The organism is Streptomyces misionensis, assembly GCF_007896895.1.
GTDB lineage: Bacteria > Actinomycetota > Actinomycetes > Streptomycetales > Streptomycetaceae > Streptomyces > Streptomyces misionensis_A.
Genome location: NZ_VOGW01000125.1, coordinates 1 through 17,741, shown reverse-complemented (window position 1 = coordinate 17,741; position 17,741 = coordinate 1). Strand labels below are relative to the sequence as shown.

The following is a 17,741-nucleotide window of genomic DNA, read 5'->3' as shown; positions in this document are numbered from 1 at the left end:
CGCGCGACGCCCTCACCCCGCCGTACGCCGCCGCGGGCCACGAGCTGGGGGACACCGCCCTGCCGCCCGACTGGTGGCGGGTGGCCGACGTGCCGTTCGCGGGCGCCGGGCGCGGCGCGCTCCCGGAGACCGACGAGGTGCCGGGTTTCGTCGGCGGTGTGGAGATCCCCGAGCTGCTCAAGCGGCCGCCGCGCGCGCCGGAGGAAGCGCGCGAGCCGGAGAAGGAGGCGGGGCAGGAACCCGAGGAGGCGGCCGCCGAGGCCGCCCCCGCCCGCCGCTTCGGCCTGTTCCCGCGCCGCGCTGGTCGTCGGGGCCGTGCTCGGCAACTGGTTCGCGCTGCTGGCGGGCTGGGCGATCGCCTACACCTCCCGGCGGCTGACCCCCGCGGAGGCCAAATGGGCGGTCCTGGTGCTGCCCGGCACCGCGGCGGCGGCGGGCCTGGTGTGGCTGTGGGGACGGCAGAGCGGCCGCTGGGGCGAGGCGATCGCCCAGGGCCGGATGGGCGACGCCGTCTCCCAGACCTGGCCGTGGGTGGTGCGGGGCGCGGCCGTCGCCTCGGCGTTGTACCTGGTGTGGCGCTCGCAGCGCCGGAGCTGATCATCCCGGCGGGGGACGCGGGTCACGGGAACGGAGGATGGGGAGCGCCCCGGCCGCCTGGCACCATGGTCCCCATGGCCTCCTTCACCGTCGGCTTCGACCTCGACATGACCCTCATCGACTCCCGGCCGGGCATCCGCGCGTGCTACGTGGCGCTGGCCGAGCGTACGGGGACGTACATCGACGCCGATCTGGTGGTCACCCGGCTGGGCCCGCCGCTGACGGACGAGCTGGTGAACTGGTTCCCGGCCGAGGAGGTGCCGGCCGTGGCGGAGCTGTACCGGGAGATGTACGCGTCGATAGCCATCGCCGCCACCCCCGCCATGCCCGGCGCCCCGGAAGCCCTGGCCGCGGTGCGCGCGGCCGGCGGGCGGACCATGGTGGTCACCGCCAAGTACCGCCCCAACGCCGAGCTGCACCTGACCCACCTGGGCATGGAGCCGGACGTCGTGGTGGGCGACCTGTGGGCCGAGCAGAAGGCCGGGGCGCTGCGCGAGCACGGCGCGGGGGTGTACGTCGGCGACCACATCGGGGATGTGCGCGGAGCGCGTGCGGCGGGTGCGCTGTCGGTCGCCGTGGCGACCGGCCCCTGCCCGGCGGACGAGCTGCGCGCGGCCGGGGCGGACGTCGTCCTCGGGGACCTCTCCGCCTTCCCGGCGTGGCTGGCCGGTTACCGCGAGGGTCACCGGGAGGCCGCGGCCTCCCGCGCCTGACGCCGCCCGGCGGCCACCGACCGCAGCACGCCCGCGCCGGCCACGAGGAAACCGACGCCCATGAGCATGCTCAGGCCGTACATGTAGGTCGGAAACGGCTTGATTCCGATGAACAACGGGACCACGGTGATCAGGGCGGCCAGGGCCCCGACGAAGAACACGATGGCACCGGCGCGGATCAGTCCGTCGCCGGGCCCGGCGGAATTCGCTTGGGTTTTGTCACGCACCGGACCAGGGTAGTTCCTGCGCGAGAGAACGACCGGGGGACGTCTTGTCACCGGGTCCAAGACCATTAGCCTTGGTAGCAGCGGGTCACGGACGACCCGCTCTAGTGCTATCAAGAGCCGTTTCCGAAGCAGTTTTCCGACGAGTACGAGGACGAGGACAGACGTGCCTACCGGCAAGGTCAAGTGGTTCAACAGCGAGAAGGGCTTCGGCTTTCTCTCCCGCGACGACGGCGGTGACGTCTTCGTCCATTCCTCGGTTCTCCCCGCCGGAGTCGATGCGCTCAAGCCGGGACAGCGTGTGGAGTTCGGCGTGGTCGCCGGTCAGCGCGGCGATCAGGCGCTTTCGGTGATCGTGCTCGACCCGACGCCCTCCGTGGCCGCCGCCCAGCGCAAGAAGCCCGACGAGCTGGCCTCGATCGTGCAGGACCTGACGACCCTCCTCGAGAACATCACCCCGATGCTGGAGAAGGGCCGCTATCCCGAAAAGGCCTCCGGCAAGAAGATCGCCGGTCTGCTCCGCGCGGTCGCCGACCAGCTGGACGTCTGACCCCGCCGGTCCGTCCGGCTCCCGTCAGGGGAACGCGAGCGCGTCCGGGCCGAGGGGCGGCACCAGTCCCTCGGCCGCCGCCCGGGTGAGCAGCCCGCGGATCGCCGCGTAGCCGTCCTCGCCGAGGTCGGCGGTGAACTCGTTGACGTACAGCCCGATGTGCTGGTCGGCCACGGCCGGGTCCATCTCCTGGGCGTGCGCCATGACGTACGGCCGGGAGGCCTCGGGGTCGTCCCACGCGGCCCGCACGGACGCGCGCACGGAGTCGGCGAGCCGGGTCAGCGCCTCGGCGCCCAGCGACCGCTTGGCCACGATCGCGCCCAGCGGGATCGGCAGCCCGGTGGTCCGCTCCCAGTGCTCGCCCATGTCGGCGAGCTTGTGCAGCCCGTAGTTCTGGTAGGTGAAGCGGGCCTCGTGGATCACCAGCCCGGCGTCCACCTTGCCGTCCCGCACGGCCGGCATGATCTCGTGGAACGGCATGACCACGATCTCTCCGACGCCGCCCGCCCGTCGCCCACCACCACCCTCAACCGAGGGCCCTGCGGGCCCGCTCCTTTCGATTCCGACCGTGTCGGCCGCCCACAGCCGGAACAGCAGATAGGCCGTCGACTTCTCGCTGGGCACCGCGACCGTACGGCCCGTCAGATCGGCGCCCGCCTCCTTCGTGAGCACCAGCGGCCCGCAGCCCCGGCCGAGCGCGCCCCCGCAGGGCAGCAGCGCGTACTCGTCGAGGACGTACGGCAGGACGGCGTACGACACCTTCAGCACGTCGAACTCGCCGCGCTCGGCCATGCCGTTGGTGATGTCGATGTCGGCGAAGGTCACGTCGAGCGCGGGCGCGCCCGGGACCCGGCCGTGGGCGAGGGCGTCGAAGACGAAGGTGTCGTTGGGGCAGGGCGAGTACGCGATCTGCAACTGCTCACTGGTCATGCGGTTTCCAACTCTCCAATGCGGGCGCGAGCTTCCCGAAGGCCGCGGTGAGCGCGGCGAGGGCGTCGCCGATGCGCCAGGCGGCGCGGTCGCGGGGGCCGACCGGGTTGGAGATCGCGCGGATCTCCAGCACCGGCACGCCCTGGGCGGCGGCGGCCTCGGCGACGCCGAAGCCCTCCATGCCCTCGGCGAGCGCGCGGGGGTGCCGGGCGCGCAGCGCGGCGGCGCGGTCGGCGGTGCCGGTCACGGTGGACACGGTCAGGGCCGTGCCGGTGCGGGCGCCGGTGGCTTCGGCCACGGCCCGTACGAGTGATTCCGGCGGGTGGTGGGTGACGGTCCCGAAGCCGAGTTCGGTGACCGGCAGAAAGCCGTCGGCGGTCGCGGCGCCGAGGTCGGCCACCGTGATGGCGTCGGCGACGACGAGCGAGCCGAGCGGTGCCTCGGGCGCGAAGCCGCCGCCGATCCCGGCCGAGACGACCAGGTCGTAGGGGGCGCCGTCGAGGGCGGCCGCGGTCAGCGCGGTGGCCGTGGAGGCGGCGGCGCGGGCCGGTCCGACTCCGGCGGCGAGCAGATCGACCACGGCGCCGGCAGCGAACGCCGTGCGGCACAGCACCGCGCCCGGGAGCCGCAGCTCCTGGGCCGGCCGGGGGAACGCCTGTGCCACCGCGTCCCGTTCGGCCGGGACCGCAGTGGCCACGAGGACACGTGCGGACGTGGTGATCAGGCCTTCTTCACCTTGAAGGACCACACGCCCTTGGTTCCCTTGGTGGAGCCCATCTGGATCACCACGGAGTTGGTGGCACCGCCGGTGTTGTACCGCTCGTTGAAGAACACGTCGTTCGGGAGCGTGCGGTAGGTCGCGGTGTTGAAGTCGATGGCCGTCTGACCGTTGACCAGCACGGCCCAGCCGGCGTCCGCGATCTTCGGGTCGACGCCGATGCGCAGGGAGTCGACGTTGTTGAGCGAGATCGCCTTGGCCTCGCCGACCTTCTTGGCGCAGGTCTTCAGCGACTCGGTGGTCAGCGCCTTGCCGTCGTTGTAGCAGACCGCCTCGGAGTGGACCGAGGACCCGCCGACGGTGAGCGTCGCGACGGGGGTCGGCTTGGAACAGCCCGACAGGACGAGCAGTCCGGCGGAAACGGCGCCGGCGGCGGCGACGGCGCGGCGGCGTCGCACAACGGATTGCAGCGTGGTCATGCCCGAAGGCTATCGGGCGCCCCGAGCCGTCCGGCCACGTGGGGTGCGGCGTGCCCGGTTCGTTACGCCAGTCGTGTCCGCGACAACCCGGCCGTGTCCGGATCGTCACCGACCGTCACCTGGCCCGTCGCTTTCACGCCACCTTGGCCCGGCCGCCGTGGCGCGCCGAGTGGAGCAGGCCGCGCAGGGTGCTCAGCCAGCCGACGGCCACGAACGCGGCGCCGACCAGCAGCCCGACCGTGCCGTTGAGCGGCATCACGATGCCGACCGCGCCGCCGAACACCCACGCCATCTGCAACAGCGTCTCCGAGCGGGCGAACGCCGAACTGCGCACCAGCTCCGGCACGTCCCGCTGGATCAGCGCGTCCAGCGCCAGCTTGGCCAGCGCCTGCGCGAACCCGGCGACCGCCGCGAGGAGGGCCACCAGGACGGCCCCGAAGAAGACCGCGGCCACGATCGCCGTCCCCAGGGCCACCGCGATGACCGTCACGATGATGATCTCCGGGGCCCGTGATCTCAGCCACGCCCCCACCGCCGTGCCCAGCGCGTTCCCCGCCCCGGCCGCGACGCCCACGAGACCCAGCGAGAGCGCCGCGCTCTCGCCGGCCAGCGGTTGCTCGCGCAGCAGGAAGGCGAGGAAGAAGATCAGGAAGCCGGACAGACAGCGCAGGGCGGCGTTGGCGCCGAGGGCGTGCGTCACGGTGGGCCCCACGGCCCGCAGCACCGGCCGCTTCCCCTGCCGCTTGCGGTGCGGCTCCCGCGGCGGGCCGGCCGCGAGCAGTGCCACGTCCTCACCCCGTGCCGAGTCCACCTTGGGCGGCAGCGAGAAGGACAGCGCCGTACCGCCCACGAAGATCAGGAAGGCGCCGTAGAGCGGCCAGGGGTCGCCGAGCCGGTGCAGCCCCGCTCCGATCGGCGCGGCCACCCCGGTGGCGAGCAGCCCGGCCAGCGTCACCCGGGAGTTGGCCTTCACCAGCGAGAACCGGGGCGGCAGCAGGCGCGGCACGACGGCGCTGCGTATCACGCCGTACGCCTTGGAGGCGACCAGCACGCCGAGCGCCGCGGGATACAGCCCCAGGCTGCCGGTCGCCACCGCGCCCGAGATCAGCAGCGCGAGCAGCGCCCGCGCCAGCATGGCCGCCGCCATCGCGGCCCGCCGCCCGTGCGGCAGCCGGTCCAGCAGCGGGCCGATGACCGGGGCGAGCACGGTGAACGGCGCCATGGTGATCGCCAGGTACAGCGCGACCCGCCCGCGCGCCTCGTCGGTTGGCACCGAGAAGAACACGGTGGACGCCAGCGCCACGGTGATCATGACGTCCCCGGCGCCGTTCACCGCGTGCAGCTCGATCAGCTTGCCCAGGCCCGATTCGCCGGCGCCGTGCGCGTGCGTGGCCCGGCGGATGCCGCGCGCGGCACCGGTGACGGGGAAGTGCAGGGCACGCCCGACGGACCGGACGGCGCCGCCTCCCCGGCGGACACCGCCACCCCGAACCCCACGTTTGTCCGCGGTCGCCACGAGGTTCATAGTGCCCCGAGAACCCTTCGGATAGTGCGGATACGGCACGTATGGCGGCGAACCGCACCCGCCGGACCGGCGAGAGGGGCGGCCCGGGTGGGGGAGAATGCCGTCGAGCGGCAACGAATCCTGTTCGGTGTAGCGTGCGTATCTCAGCCATAACGCAGAATGGATGGCAGAGGTGCGCCCAGCGCGCGGATGCAGACGTCGATGCGGTCCTGAGGTCCGCTCCGTCGGCCAACCCGCCGGAGGCAGCCGCCTTGACGAGACGGCGTAGGAGAGAAGCGATACCTGTGAGCGCAGCGACAACGCGAAGCCGCACCCCCGACCGTCTGTGCGCCGAGGCGGTCGACCTCGCCCGGGGCGCCGCGGAGGAGGCGGCCGCGCCCGGTGTGGTCGGCGAGCACACCGGTCTCGTCTCCGAGGGCGACCGTGTTGTCACGCACTTCTTCGAGTGCAAGGAGCTGGGCTACCGGGGCTGGCGCTGGGCCGTCACCGTGGCCCGCGCCTCCCGCGCCAAGGTCGTCACGCTGGACGAGGTGGTCCTGCTGCCCGGCCCCGACGCCCTGCTGGCCCCCGAGTGGGTGCCGTGGAGCGAGCGGCTGCGCCCGGGCGACCTCGGCCCCGGCGACCTGCTCCCCACCGACCAGGACGACCTGCGCCTGGAGCCCGGCTACACCGGCGAGGAACAGCCGCCGCCCAACTCGGTGATGTCCGAGGAGATGGCGGAACTGGCGGACGCCGAGGACGCCGACGTCACCCCGGGCGCGCCCGCGGCCCAGCCGACGGCGCCCTCGCGCGGCTCGATCGCCGCGGTCGCCGAGGAACTGGGCATGCGCCGGGCCCGCGTCCTGTCCCGGTACGGCCTGCACAGCGCGGCCGACCGCTGGGAGGAGGCGTTCGGCCCGAAGACGCCGATGGCCCAGGCGGCCCCGGCCACCTGCATGACCTGCGGCTTCCTGACGCCCATCGGCGGCTCCCTCGGTCAGGCCTTCGGCGTCTGCGCCAACGAGTTCGCCCCGGCCGACGGCCGGGTGGTCTCCCTCGCCTACGGCTGCGGCGGCCACTCCGAGGCGGCGGTCATGCCCAAGCCCCCGCAGCCCGCCGCGCCGGTCATCGACGAGACCCGCGTCGAGCCCTTCCCGCTGCACCCCGCCCGCGACTCCGGCTCGGTCCCGGAGGAGACGGACGAGGAGACCGCGGAACTGGGCCACTCCTGACCGTGATCCGGCTCGCGCGCGAGACCGACCTGCCCGGCTTCCTCGCCCTGGCGGCCGAGGTGGAGCACTGGTTCGGCCCGATGGTGGACGACCCCGGCTTCGCCGACGCCGTGCGGCGGAGCATCGCCCGCGCCACCGCCCTGGTCGCCGACGGCCCCGGCCCGCTCGGTGCCCTCCTGTTCGGCGGCACGGCCCCGGTGTACGAGGTGCACTGGCTGGTCGTCGGCGAACGGGCCCGGGGCACCGGCGTGGGCCGCGCCCTGCTGGCCGAGTCGCTGCGGCGGTTCGTGCGGCCCCCCGCCACCGTGGAGGTCGTCACCTTCGGCCCGGACCACCCCGGCGCGGTGACGAGCGGCGCCCGCGCCTTCTACACGGCGCTCGGCTTCACGCCGGGCGAGCCGGCCGCCCCCGGCCCGGAGGGCGGCTCCCGGCAGGTCTACCGCCTGCGGGTGACCTGACCCGGCGGGCACCGCCGTGCAGCGCCCCGCACCGGGCCGTCGATGTCGGCGGCGCGCTGTACCTTCTTCCTCACGTCGACGAGGAGTGTGAACGTGAGCAGCAAGTACGTGCGGCCGGCGGCCGAGGGTGCCGATCCCTTCGGGACGGCCCGGCTGCGTCGCGGCGTCCTCGACGCCTGGGCCACCAGCCCCGCGCGGTTCCGCGAGGACGCCAACGCGGAGGAGGACCTCGTCCTGGGCGGCTACCGCGACCGCCTGGTGATCGAGCTGGCGCAGAACGCCGCCGACGCCGCCGCGCGCGCCGGGGCCCCGGGCCGCCTGCGCCTCACCCTGCGCGACAACGTCCTGGTCGCGGCCAACACCGGCGCCCCGCTGGACGCGGCCGGTGTCGAGTCCCTCGCCACCCTGCGCGCCTCCGCCAAGCGGGACGCCGGGTCCACGCACGGCGCCGTCGGCCGGTTCGGCGTCGGCTTCGCCGCCGTGCTCTCGGTGACGGACGAGCCCGCGCTCGTCGGCCGGCACGGCGGGGTGCGCTGGTCCCTGGACGAGGCCCGGGAGCTGGCCGCCGACACCGCCCGGCACAGCCCCGGCCTCGGTGACGAGGTCCGTCGGCGCGCGGGCCATGTCCCCCTGCTGCGGCTGCCGTTCGCCGCCGAGGGCACCGCCCCCGACCCGTACGACACCGCCGTCATCCTGCCGCTGCGCGACGCGGCCGCCGCCGACCTCGCCGAGCGGCTGCTGACCGCCGTGGACGACACGCTGCTGCTGACCCTCCCCGGTCTCCAGGAGGTCGTCATCGAGGTGAACGGCGACGCGCCCCGCACCCTGCGCCGCCGCACCGAGGGCGCCGTCACCGTCGTGGAGGATTCCCGGGAGGGCACGACCCGGTGGCGGACCACCACCGCCCCCGGCCCCCTCACCGACTTCCTGGTGCAGCGGGCGGCCGACGCCTACGCCGCGCTGCTCGCCGGATGGCGGCCGGTGACGGAGGGCGCCGTCGACCTCGTACCCGGGCCGCTGGGCAAGGGCGAGCTGGACGGGGCGCTGCGCCAGGCCCTGCTGGAGCGGCTGCCGCGCACCGCGTTCCTGCCGCCCGCGCTGCCCGGCGCGGACGGCGCGGACGGCGAGGACGAACTGCCGCGGGCCCTGCGGCCCCGGGACGCGGAGATCGTGGAGGGCGCGGGCGCCGACACCGTGCGGGTGCTCGCCGAGGTGCTGCCCACCCTGCTGCCCGCCGGCCTGGAGCGGCGCGCGGAGCTGCGCATGCTCGGCGTGGCCCGGCTCCCGCTCGCCGACGCCGTCGACCGGCTGGCCGGCCTGGAGAAGGACCCCGACTGGTGGTGGCGGCTCTACGACAGCCTCGCCGGGGTCGACCCGGACCGGCTGTCCGGGCTGCCCGTGCCGCTCGCCGACGGCCGGACGACGATCGGCCCGCGGCAGGTGCTGCTGCCCACCCCCGACGGCGCCCGGATCGACGTGGACGTGCTCGGGCGGCTCGGCCTGAAGGTCGCCCACGAGGACGCCACGCACCCCCTGCTGGAGAAGCTGGGCGCGCTGCCCGCCACCCCGCGCGCGGTGCTCACCACCCCCCAGGTGCGGGCCGCCGTCGCCGCCTCCCTGGACGAGGAGGGCGGCCTCACCTGGGAGGAGGACGCCCCGGACGCCGAGGAACTGGCCGAGACCGTCCTCGGGTTGGTGCGGGACGCGGGCCTGGAGCCCGGCGAGGAGCCCTGGCTGGGCGCCCTCGCGCTGCCCGACGAGGACGGCGAACTCGTGCCCGCGGGCGAGCTGGTGTACCCCGGCAGCCCCTTCGCCCGGGTGATCCGCGCGGACGAACTGCCCACGGTGGCCCACGACCTGGCCGAGCGGTGGGGCGAACAGCCGCTCACCGCCTGCGGGGTGCTCGCCGGCTTCGCCCTGGTGCGCGCCACCGACGTCGTCCTGGACCCCGACGAACTGGAGCCGCGCGAGGGCGACTTCGCCGAGCCGGACGACGCCGGGCTGCTGGACGCGGTGGACGTGTGGTGCGAGGACATCCTGGACCGCTTCCCGGACAGCCCCGTGCCGCCGGTCGCCACCGAACTCGTCGCCGTGCGCGACCTCGACCTCGTGGCCGACGACCACTGGCCCGAGGCCCTCTCCCTGCTGGCCCGGCCGCCGCTGCGGGACGCGCTGACCCAGCCGGTGCGCGTCCTGCTGCCCGACGGCACCCACGAGGTCGTCCGGTCGTACACCGCGTGGTGGCTGCGCGGGCACCCGGTCCTCGACGGGCGGCGTCCCGCCGGCCTGCGGGCCGCGGGCGGCGACCCGCTGCTGCGCGGGCTGTACGACGAGGCGGACGCCACCGGGTTCGAGGACGAGCAGGTGCTGCGGGCGCTCGGGGTGCGGACCTCGGTCGGCGCCCTGCTGGACGAGCCGGGCGGAGCCGCCGAGCTGCTGGACCGCCTCGCCGACCCGGACCGTCCGGTCACCGCGGCCCAACTGCACGGCCTGTACGGCGCGTTGGCTGAGCTGGACCCGGAACAGGTCACCCTGCCCGACGAGTTGCGGGCCGTGCTCGACGGGCGGGTGACGGTGGTGGACGCCGCCGACGCCGTGGTGGTCGACTCCCCGGACCTGCTGCCCTTCACCTCCGGCGTGCCCCTGCTGCCCGTACGGCCGTCCCGCGCCGCCGAGTTGGCCGAGCTGCTCCAGGTGCGGCGGCTCAGCGAGTCCGTCACCGGCGCGGTGCACTCCGAGGGCACCGAGCACGACGTGCCCGAGCCGGTGCGCGTGCTGCTCGGACCGCGCACGCCGGAGACGTACGTCGAACACGGCGAACTCGTCGTGGACGGCGTCGAGATCGACTGGCGGCTGACCGACGACGGAGTGCTGCACGCCGCCACCCTGGAGGGGGTCGCCGCGGGCCTCGCCTGGGCGGCGGGGCAGTGGCCGCGCCGCTTCGAGGTGGCGGCCCTGCTGGAGGACCCCTCCCGCACCGAGGAGCTGGCGCGGGACCGCTGGTTCGACTGACCCGCCGAGCGCGCTCAAACGGGTCTCCGTAACTCTCTTACATTTTCTTCAGATTGACTACAACCGTTCCCCTGCGTGCCGTGTCTGACGAGTCGGAGTCGCAACCGACTCCCTCAAAACTACGTACGCAGGGGAACCGCACATGCGCATTCGTGCCACCGTGGCCGCCGTCTCCGGCGCCCTGGCCCTCTCTGCCCTCGCCCTGCCCGCGGCCCACGCCGCCGACCAGGCGCGGGTGCCCGCGGAGAACTCCGTGAGCAAGGTCGCCCACACCGCCCACCAGGGCCGTTCGTCCTTCGCCGCCGTCGCCTCGGGCACGCCTTACCAGCTGAACGCCACCTTCTCCAACGTGAAGGTGAACAACGGCAAGAACATCGCCGTCGGCACCACCAACGTGGTCAAGGTGCCGGTGTCCTTCACGCTGACGCACGGCGCGGACGTCAACATCCACGCCAAGGACTTCTTCGCGGCCGTGGAGCTGTACCGCGGGGCCTCCTTCGAGGACTCGATCTGGTTCTACGACAGCACCAACGGGTCCTGCACGGACTCCTCCGCGACCGTCGCGAACTGCAAGGCCACCGTGTCCATCGACCCGGCCGAGCTGCTCTCCGAGGACGCCGGCAGCTGGAAGGCCGCCGCCTACGCGGTCGCCTTCAACGGCCAGAACCCGTCCGACCCGGACCTGGACAAGGTCGGCGTGGCCGTGAAGGACCCGACCAACTCCTTCAAGCTCCAGCGCTACTCCAAGCTGACGGTCAACGCCAGCCCGGAGCCGGTGAAGAAGGGCAAGACCGTCACCGTCGTGGGCAAGCTGTCCCGCGCCAACTGGGACGACGGCAAGTACCACGGCTACACCGGCCAGGCGGTCAAGCTCCAGTTCCGCAAGAAGAACTCCAGCAGCTACACCACCCTGAAGACCATCAAGACGGACTCCGCGGGCAACCTGAAGACGACGACCAAGGCCACGGTCGACGGCTACTTCCGGTACTCCTTCGCGGGCACCTCGACCACCCCGGCGGTCAGCGCCGCGGGTGACTACGTCGACGTGAAGTAACCCCTCGCCGGAGCGAGACGGACCGGGGCCCCGGTGGCGCACCCCGCCACCGGGGCCCCGGCGTGTGCGGGAAAGGTAACGGCCGGACAAAGATTGGCCGGTCCGCGCTCTTGCCGTACAACTCACTGCCGGTCTCGTGGATCTGATCACCCGAGTCGACCGACTCCACGATCACTTCTCCCTCCGAGGGAACGCACATGCGCATACGTGCCACCGCGGCCGCCGTCCTCGGCGCCCTGGCGCTCTCCGCCCTCGCCGTGCCCGCCGCCCAGGCGGCCACCACGGTGCCCAACGTCACCTTCTCGAAGATGAAGGTGAACGCCGGCAAGGCCATCACCGTCGGGGCCACCTCGACGGTCAAGGTCAAGGTGACCTACACCGTCACGCACCCCAGCACCGTCTCGCTGTCCGGCATCGCCACCGGCCCGCTGCTCTACCGCGGCACCTCGGCCAAGAGCGCCGACAACGAGTTCATCAGCGACGACCCGGGCACCTGCACCAAGGTCGACTCCACGACCGCGAACTGCTCGGCCACCATCGCCGTCACGGCCGCCGACCTGTACAACTCCGAGGCCGGCACGTGGAAGGAGGGCGGGCTCGCCGTCAACACCTCCGGCGGCATGAAGTGGCAGAGCGACCTGGGCACCATCCCGGTCCGCCGCGCCGCCAAGCTCACCGCCGACGCCACCCCCGAGCCGGTCAAGAAGGGCAAGACGCTCACCGTCACCGGCAAGCTGACCCGCGCCGACTGGCAGAAGGGCACCTACGCCGGCTTCTCCGGCCAGTCCGTGAAGCTCCAGTTCCGCAAGGCGGGCACCAGCACCTACACCACCGTCAAGACGATCACCTCGTCCTCGACGGGCGCCCTGAAGACCACGGTCACGGCCGGCTCCGACGGCTACTACCGCTACACCTTCGCGGGCACCTCCACCACCTCGTCCGTCTCCGCCGCGGGCGACTACGTCGACGTGCAGTAGGTCCTGGTGCTGTGGCCGGAAAGGTTCACCGGCAAACCTTTCCGGCCACAGCACCAGCTAGCCGGGAAAGCGGCGGGCGACCCACTTCCACAGGAACTCCAGGGCGGCCGCCGCCACCACCGAGATCGCCACCGCCGTCCACGGCATGGCGAGACCGACCAGCTTCAGCGCGAAGAAGTCCTGCAGCGCCGGGACGGCGAGCACCAGCAGGAAGGCCACGGCCATCGCGGCCACCAGCGTCACCCGCCACCAGGTGTAGGGGCGGGCGATGATCGCCAGCACCCACATGGAGATCAGGAACAGGGTGAGCGTGGCGGCGCTGGTCTCCGCCTCCAGCTGTCCCGGGCCCGATCCCGCGTAGTGGTGCCGGGCGATCAGGTACGTCACGAAGGTCGCCACGCCGGCCACCACGCCGCCCGGGATCGAGTACCGCATCACCCGGTGCACGAAGTGCGGTCTCGCCCGCTCCCCGTTGGGCGCCAGGGCCAGGAAGAAGGCCGGGACCCCGATGGTGAGCGTGGAGAGCATGGTCAGATGGCGGGGCAGGAAGGGGTACTCCACCCGCCAGCACACCACCAGCACCGCGAGCAGCACCGAGTAGACCGTCTTCACCAGGAACAGCGTCGCCACCCGCGTGATGTTGCCGATCACCCGGCGGCCCTCGGCGACCACCGACGGCAGGCTCGCGAAGCTGTTGTCCAGCAGCACGATCTGCGCCACCGCCCGGGTGGCCTCCGAGCCGGAGCCCATGGCCACGCCGATGTCCGCGTCCTTCAGGGCGAGCACGTCGTTCACGCCGTCCCCGGTCATCGCCACCGTGTGCCCGTGCGACTGGAGCGCGCCCACCATGTCCCGCTTCTGCTGCGGGGTGACCCGCCCGAAGACGGTCCCCGCGTCCAGCGCCTCCGCCATCGCGGCCCGGTCCTCGGGCAGCCGCCGCGCGTCCGTCGCCGTACCGTCCAGGCCCAGCTTGGCCGCGACCGCGCCGACCGAGACGGCGTTGTCCCCGGAGATGACCTTGGTCCGCACCCGCTGCTCGGCGAAGTAGCGCAGGGTGTCCGCCGCGTCGGGCCGCAGCCGCTGTTCGAGGACGACCAGGGCGGTGGGGCGGGCGCCCCGGGCGGGCGTGGCGTCGTCCAGGTCACGGCTCGCCCGGGCCAGCAGCAGCACCCGCAGGCCCTGCTCGTTGAGCCGCTCGGTCTCGGCCAGCGCCGGGTCGTCGGCGCCGAGGAGGACGTCCGGGGCGCCGAGCAGCCAGGTGCTGATCTCGCCGTCGCCCTCGCTGAACGAGGCCCCGCTGTACTTGCGGGCGGAGGAGAAGGGGAGCGACTCGACGCAGCGCCACTCGTCGTTGTCGGGACAGGCGTCGATGATCGCCTGGAGGGAGGCGTTGGGCCGCGGATCGGACTCGCCGAGCGCACCGAGCACCTTGCGCACGTACCCCTCGTCGGCGCCGTTCAGCGGGCGCAGCTCGGTGACGTCCATGCCGCCCTCGGTGAGGGTGCCGGTCTTGTCCAGGCAGACGGTGTCGACGCGGGCGAGGCCCTCGATGGCCGGCAGCTCCTGGACGAGGCACTGCCTGCGGCCGAGCCGGATGACGCCGATCGCGAAGGCCACCGAGGTGAGCAGGACCAGGCCCTCCGGGACCATCGGGACGATGCCGCCGACGGTGCGGGCCACGGCCGCCTTGAGGTCGTCGTTCTTCACCACGAGCTGGGTGACGACCAGGCCGATCGCCGCCGGGACCATCATCCAGGTGACGTACTTGAGGATGGTGGAGATGCCGGTGCGCAGCTCGGAGTGGACGAGCGTGAAGCGGGACGCCTCCTCGGCCAGCTGGACCGCGTAGGCCTCCCGGCCCACCTTGGTCGCGGTGAAGGCGCCGCCGCCCGCGACGACGAAGCTGCCGGACATCACCGGATCGCCGGGGCGCTTGACCACCGGATCGGCCTCACCGGTGAGCAGGGACTCGTCGATCTCCAGTCCGTCCGACTCGGCGCACACCCCGTCCACGACGACCTTGTCGCCGGGGCCGATCTCGATGAGGTCGCCCAGCACGATCTCGGCGGTGGCGATCTCGGTGGCTCTGCCGTCCCGGCGCACGGTCGGCCGGGCCTCCCCGATCACCGCGAGCGAGTCGAGGGTCTGCTTGGCCCGCCACTCCTGGATGATGCCGATGCCGGTGTTGGCGAGGATCACGAAGCCGAAGAGGCTGTCCTGGATCGGCGCGACGAACAGGGTGATCACCCACAGCACGCCGATGATCGCGTTGAACCGGGTGAAGACGTTCGCCCGGACGATCTCGCCGAACGAGCGGCTGCTGCGCACGGGCACGTCGTTGATCTCGCCACGTGCGCGCCGCTCCGCCACCTCCGCGCCGGTCAGCCCCGTCGCTCGGGTCCTGGGCAGGGCCACCGGGTGTACCGGATCGAGCTCGGCGCCGGCGTCTATATGGCTCATGTATCCGACGTTACGTGGCCTTTGCCCGCGCGCCCACCCGGCCCGGGTCCCCCGGCCGGGGTCAGTCGGCCGATGCCGAACGGGCCCTCTTGATCGCGGCGTCCCGCTTGCGCACGTACCAGATGCCGATCAGTCCGAGCCCGCCACCGGCCAGGCACGTCCACAGCCACCACAGATGGCCGTGGTCACGGAACCAGCCATAGAAGGGGAGCTGGACGAGGAACAGGACGAACCAGACGATCGTGCCGCCGGTGATCGTGGCGACCACGGGCCCCTCCAGGGGCTCGGGCGCCTCGTGCTGGGGGATCCACTTGGCCATGGCGCACAGCTTACGAGGCGATCGGGCGGCCGCCCGGTCCGACCGGGGGCGCACCGTATCTACGCGCGGAGATAGCGATCTAGTGACTCATACGTTCATACTGAAACCGTTTGTCTTTGACCGCTTCTAATCGTATGAAACTCCAACGGGGCTCGGGGGAACCCTGTCGGTGATGAGGTCCCGCATGTCCACCTCGGCAACTGCCAAGGTCCCCACCCCCGAGAAGCCGGGCGGCCCGTCGTCCGCCGGCGGTTCCCTCGACCGCTACTTCAAGATCTCCGAGCGTGGCAGTTCGATCGCACGGGAGTTCCGGGGCGGTCTGGCCACCTTCTTCGCGATGGCCTACATCATTGTGCTGAACCCGATCATCCTGGGCAGCGCGAAGGACATGAACGGTCACCACCTGGACAACGCCCAGCTGGTGACGGCGACCGCGCTGACGGCCGCCTTCAGCACCCTCCTGATGGGTGTCATCGGCAATGTCCCGATCGCGATGGCCGCCGGTCTCGGCGTGAACTCGGTCGTCGCGCTCCAGCTGGCCCCCCGGATGACCTGGCCGGACGCGATGGGCATGGTCGTTCTCGCCGGCTTCGTGGTGATGCTGCTGGTCGCCACGGGCCTGCGCGAACGCGTGATGAACGCGGTGCCGTTCGGCCTGCGCAAGGCGATCTCGATCGGTATCGGCCTGTTCATCATGCTGATCGGCCTGGTCGACTCCGGCTTCGTCAGCCGTATCCCGGACGTCGCCCAGACCACCGTCCCGCTCCAGCTCGGCACCGGTGGTCACCTCGTCGGCTGGCCGGTCCTGATCTTCGTCCTGGGCGCGCTGCTCACCTTCGTCCTGATCGTGCGCAAGGTGCCGGGCGCGATCCTGATCTCCATCGTCGGCATGACCGTCCTCGCGGTGATCATCAACCTGATCGCCAAGGTCCCGTCCTGGGGCCTGACGGTGCCGAAGTGGCCCGGCAACCCGGTCGCCACCCCGGACTTCGGCCTGGTCGGCCAGGTCAGCCTGTTCGGCGGTTTCTCCAAGGTCGGCGTGCTGACCGGCATCCTCTTCGTCTTCACGGTCCTGCTGTCGTGCTTCTTCGACGCGATGGGCACGATCATGGGCATCAGCGACGAGGCCAAGCTGACCGACGCCCAGGGCTACATGCCGGGCATCAACCGGGTGCTGTTCGTGGACGGTCTCGCGGTCGCGGCGGGCGGTGCCAGCTCCTCGTCGGCCACCACCGCCTTCGTGGAGTCCACGGCCGGCGTCGGCGAGGGAGCCCGCACGGGTCTCGCCAACGTGGTCACCGGCGGTCTGTTCGCGGTGTCGCTCTTCCTCACCCCGATCGCCACGATGGTGCCGTCCCAGGCGGCCACCCCGGCGCTGATCGCGGTCGGCTTCCTGATCATGTCGAACTCGGTCAAGGAGATCGACTGGGCCGACTACACGATCTCGATCCCGGCGTTCGTGACGATGCTGATGATGCCGTTCACCTACTCCATCACCAACGGCATCGGCATGGGCTTCATCACCTTCACGATCCTGCGCCTGGCCGCGGGCCGCGCCCGGGAGATCCCGGTGCCGATGTACGTCGTCTCGGCGGTCTTCGCCTTCTACTACCTGATGCCGGCCCTGGGCCTGACCTGAGCCGACCCGTTCCGCGGCGTCCTCAGGTGACGCCGTAGAACTTCTCCGTCTCCTCGACGGCGGTCTGGAATCGCTGGTCGAAGTCGTCACGAATGAGCGTGCGGACCACGTAGTCCTGCACGCTCATTCCTCTTTTCGCCGCGTGCCGCCGGAGCCGTTCGAGCAGCTCCCCGTCTATCCGCAGGCTCAGCACAGTGGTCCCCATGCCTACGAGGGTCGCCACAGCCTGCCTTCCGGCGCGTCACTTTCCGGCACCGGCTCACCCGTATGGGTGATCAAAGGGTTTCAGTGGCCTGGATCACGGGCAGCGGGGCGTGTCCCGTTGGTCTTTAGCTAGAGTAATGAGTTACTCTAAAGAACATGCCGGACCTCACCCATGGCGACGACGCTGCCGCCGTGAACGCCCTTCGCTCCGCCGTGATGCGGCTGTCCCGCCGGGTCAAGCACCAGCGGGTCGACGAGTCGCTGAGCCCCACCGAGATGTCGGTGCTCGGCACGCTCTCCCGCTGCGGCTCGGCCACGCCGGGCGAGCTGGCCCGCAAGGAGCATGTCCAGCCGCCGTCGATGACCCGCATCGTCGCGCTGCTCGAGGCCAAGGGCCTGGTCCGGCTGGAGCCGCACCCGGAAGACCGGCGCCAGAAGGTCGTCACCCAGACCGAACAGGCCGAGACCATGCTCGAAGAGAGCCGCCGCAAGCGCAACGCGTTCCTGGCGAACCTCGCCGACGGTCTCGACGAGGAGGAGTGGGCCAAGCTGCGCGCCGCCGCCCCCGTGCTGGAAAAGCTCGCACACCTGTAAGCAAGCCCCTGAAGGAGGCGAACCTGTTGAGTACGGGATCCGGAACACCTTCCGCCCCCGCACCCACCGCCCCTACT

Annotated in this window: 19 protein-coding genes; 10 read left to right on the top strand and 9 right to left on the bottom strand. The window is 72.3% G+C overall.

Annotated elements, in window-relative coordinates:
* The coding region (locus tag FRZ03_RS41255; RefSeq protein ID WP_398660864.1) for a hypothetical protein at positions 1-326 on the bottom strand (326 nt) is incomplete at its 3' end.
* Here FRZ03_RS41255 and FRZ03_RS41250 point away from each other — a divergent pair.
* Together FRZ03_RS41250 and FRZ03_RS21920 are read left to right on the top strand one after the other, a co-directional pair.
* On the top strand, positions 316-597 hold the full coding sequence (locus FRZ03_RS41250; RefSeq protein ID WP_398660862.1) for a hypothetical protein: 282 nt from the start codon (positions 316-318) through the stop codon (positions 595-597). The two genes, FRZ03_RS41255 and FRZ03_RS41250, sit on opposite strands and share 11 nt — an antisense overlap.
* A gap of 65 nt (positions 598-662) precedes the next feature.
* Positions 663-1,310 carry an HAD family hydrolase gene (locus FRZ03_RS21920; RefSeq protein ID WP_146466859.1) on the top strand — a complete coding sequence of 216 codons (648 nt, stop codon included), beginning with the start codon at positions 663-665 and terminating at the stop codon, positions 1,308-1,310.
* On the opposite strand, the gene FRZ03_RS21915 is transcribed toward FRZ03_RS21920, so the two are convergent.
* Positions 1,280-1,537 carry a hypothetical protein gene (locus FRZ03_RS21915; RefSeq protein WP_146466858.1) on the bottom strand — a complete coding sequence of 86 codons (258 nt, stop codon included), beginning with the start codon at positions 1,535-1,537 and terminating at the stop codon, positions 1,280-1,282. The two genes, FRZ03_RS21920 and FRZ03_RS21915, sit on opposite strands and share 31 nt — an antisense overlap.
* A gap of 163 nt (positions 1,538-1,700) precedes the next feature.
* On the opposite strand from FRZ03_RS21915, the gene FRZ03_RS41020 reads away from it, so the two are divergent.
* The gene (locus FRZ03_RS41020; protein ID WP_030734743.1) at positions 1,701-2,084 is read left to right on the top strand and encodes a cold-shock protein; all 384 of its coding nucleotides are present in this window, start codon (positions 1,701-1,703) and stop codon (positions 2,082-2,084) included.
* Between the two features lie 24 nt (positions 2,085-2,108).
* Here FRZ03_RS41020 and FRZ03_RS21905 read toward each other — a convergent pair whose 3' ends face one another.
* The 4 genes from FRZ03_RS21905 to FRZ03_RS21890 all read right to left on the bottom strand — a co-directional run bounded on the left by FRZ03_RS21905 (position 2,109) and on the right by FRZ03_RS21890 (position 5,736).
* On the bottom strand, positions 2,109-3,014 hold the full coding sequence (locus tag FRZ03_RS21905) for a 1,4-dihydroxy-6-naphthoate synthase (RefSeq protein WP_146466857.1): 906 nt from the start codon (positions 3,012-3,014) through the stop codon (positions 2,109-2,111).
* Positions 3,004-3,762 (bottom strand): futalosine hydrolase, encoded by a 759-nt coding sequence (locus FRZ03_RS21900; protein WP_261399291.1) that lies wholly within the window; start codon positions 3,760-3,762, stop codon positions 3,004-3,006. The genes FRZ03_RS21905 and FRZ03_RS21900 overlap by 11 nt, the downstream gene beginning before the upstream one ends.
* Positions 3,735-4,211, bottom strand: coding sequence for a DUF2771 domain-containing protein (locus tag FRZ03_RS21895; protein WP_146466855.1), 477 nt, complete (start codon positions 4,209-4,211; stop codon positions 3,735-3,737). Before FRZ03_RS21895 ends, FRZ03_RS21900 begins: the two co-directional genes overlap by 28 nt.
* Positions 4,212-4,344: 133 nt before the next feature.
* Positions 4,345-5,736 carry an MFS transporter gene (locus FRZ03_RS21890; RefSeq protein WP_146466854.1) on the bottom strand — a complete coding sequence of 464 codons (1,392 nt, stop codon included), beginning with the start codon at positions 5,734-5,736 and terminating at the stop codon, positions 4,345-4,347.
* A gap of 284 nt (positions 5,737-6,020) precedes the next feature.
* Between FRZ03_RS21890 and FRZ03_RS21885 the strand changes: the two genes are divergently transcribed.
* The 5 genes from FRZ03_RS21885 to FRZ03_RS21865 all read left to right on the top strand — a co-directional run bounded on the left by FRZ03_RS21885 (position 6,021) and on the right by FRZ03_RS21865 (position 12,448).
* Complete coding sequence (locus FRZ03_RS21885; protein WP_146466853.1) at positions 6,021-6,947, top strand: DUF3027 domain-containing protein; 927 nt, start codon at positions 6,021-6,023, stop codon at positions 6,945-6,947.
* Entirely contained in the window at positions 6,944-7,405 is a 462-nt protein-coding gene (locus tag FRZ03_RS21880; protein ID WP_146466860.1) for a GNAT family N-acetyltransferase, read from the top strand. The genes FRZ03_RS21885 and FRZ03_RS21880 overlap by 4 nt, the downstream gene beginning before the upstream one ends.
* A 42-nt stretch (positions 7,406-7,447) precedes the next feature.
* The gene (locus tag FRZ03_RS21875; protein ID WP_186785553.1) at positions 7,448-10,417 is read left to right on the top strand and encodes a sacsin N-terminal ATP-binding-like domain-containing protein; all 2,970 of its coding nucleotides are present in this window, start codon (positions 7,448-7,450) and stop codon (positions 10,415-10,417) included.
* A 142-nt stretch (positions 10,418-10,559) separates the two neighbouring features.
* A complete protein-coding gene (locus FRZ03_RS21870; protein ID WP_146466851.1) occupies positions 10,560-11,471 on the top strand; it encodes a hypothetical protein in 912 nt (303 codons plus the stop codon).
* 197 nt (positions 11,472-11,668) lie between these two features.
* Positions 11,669-12,448 (top strand): hypothetical protein, encoded by a 780-nt coding sequence (locus tag FRZ03_RS21865; protein ID WP_146466850.1) that lies wholly within the window; start codon positions 11,669-11,671, stop codon positions 12,446-12,448.
* Between the two features lie 57 nt (positions 12,449-12,505).
* Here the strand turns inward: FRZ03_RS21865 and FRZ03_RS21860 are convergent, their stop codons facing one another.
* On the bottom strand, positions 12,506-14,908 hold the full coding sequence (locus FRZ03_RS21860; protein WP_146466849.1) for an HAD-IC family P-type ATPase: 2,403 nt from the start codon (positions 14,906-14,908) through the stop codon (positions 12,506-12,508).
* Positions 14,909-14,969: 61 nt separating this feature from the next.
* The gene (locus FRZ03_RS21855) at positions 14,970-15,227 is read right to left on the bottom strand and encodes a DUF2530 domain-containing protein (RefSeq protein WP_146466848.1); all 258 of its coding nucleotides are present in this window, start codon (positions 15,225-15,227) and stop codon (positions 14,970-14,972) included.
* Positions 15,228-15,411: 184 nt separating this feature from the next.
* On the opposite strand from FRZ03_RS21855, the gene FRZ03_RS21850 reads away from it, so the two are divergent.
* Entirely contained in the window at positions 15,412-16,866 is a 1,455-nt protein-coding gene (locus tag FRZ03_RS21850) for an NCS2 family permease (RefSeq protein WP_146466847.1), read from the top strand.
* A 22-nt stretch (positions 16,867-16,888) separates the two neighbouring features.
* Here the strand turns inward: FRZ03_RS21850 and FRZ03_RS21845 are convergent, their stop codons facing one another.
* The gene (locus FRZ03_RS21845) at positions 16,889-17,071 is read right to left on the bottom strand and encodes a ribbon-helix-helix protein, CopG family (RefSeq protein ID WP_070024482.1); all 183 of its coding nucleotides are present in this window, start codon (positions 17,069-17,071) and stop codon (positions 16,889-16,891) included.
* Between the two features lie 155 nt (positions 17,072-17,226).
* Here FRZ03_RS21845 and FRZ03_RS21840 point away from each other — a divergent pair, with 155 nt between their 5' ends.
* Positions 17,227-17,664: a MarR family winged helix-turn-helix transcriptional regulator gene (locus FRZ03_RS21840; protein ID WP_070023960.1), complete on the top strand. Its 438-nt coding sequence runs from the start codon at positions 17,227-17,229 to the stop codon at positions 17,662-17,664.
* Positions 17,665-17,741: the final 77 nt, after the last annotated feature.

Coding starts and splice junctions, on each gene's coding strand:
- FRZ03_RS21895 (WP_146466855.1), bottom strand. CDS start 4,211: ATGACCACGCTGCAATCCGTTGTGCGACGCCGCCGCGCCGTCGCCGCC.
- FRZ03_RS21875 (WP_186785553.1), top strand. CDS start 7,448: ATGTCGGCGGCGCGCTGTACCTTCTTCCTCACGTCGACGAGGAGTGTG.
- FRZ03_RS21855 (WP_146466848.1), bottom strand. CDS start 15,227: ATGGCCAAGTGGATCCCCCAGCACGAGGCGCCCGAGCCCCTGGAGGGG.
- FRZ03_RS21890 (WP_146466854.1), bottom strand. CDS start 5,736: ATGAACCTCGTGGCGACCGCGGACAAACGTGGGGTTCGGGGTGGCGGT.
- FRZ03_RS21850 (WP_146466847.1), top strand. CDS start 15,412: ATGTCCACCTCGGCAACTGCCAAGGTCCCCACCCCCGAGAAGCCGGGC.
- FRZ03_RS21905 (WP_146466857.1), bottom strand. CDS start 3,014: ATGACCAGTGAGCAGTTGCAGATCGCGTACTCGCCCTGCCCCAACGAC.
- FRZ03_RS21845 (WP_070024482.1), bottom strand. CDS start 17,071: ATGGGGACCACTGTGCTGAGCCTGCGGATAGACGGGGAGCTGCTCGAA.
- FRZ03_RS21865 (WP_146466850.1), top strand. CDS start 11,669: ATGCGCATACGTGCCACCGCGGCCGCCGTCCTCGGCGCCCTGGCGCTC.
- FRZ03_RS21920 (WP_146466859.1), top strand. CDS start 663: ATGGTCCCCATGGCCTCCTTCACCGTCGGCTTCGACCTCGACATGACC.
- FRZ03_RS21870 (WP_146466851.1), top strand. CDS start 10,560: ATGCGCATTCGTGCCACCGTGGCCGCCGTCTCCGGCGCCCTGGCCCTC.
- FRZ03_RS21840 (WP_070023960.1), top strand. CDS start 17,227: ATGCCGGACCTCACCCATGGCGACGACGCTGCCGCCGTGAACGCCCTT.
- FRZ03_RS21860 (WP_146466849.1), bottom strand. CDS start 14,908: ATGAGCCATATAGACGCCGGCGCCGAGCTCGATCCGGTACACCCGGTG.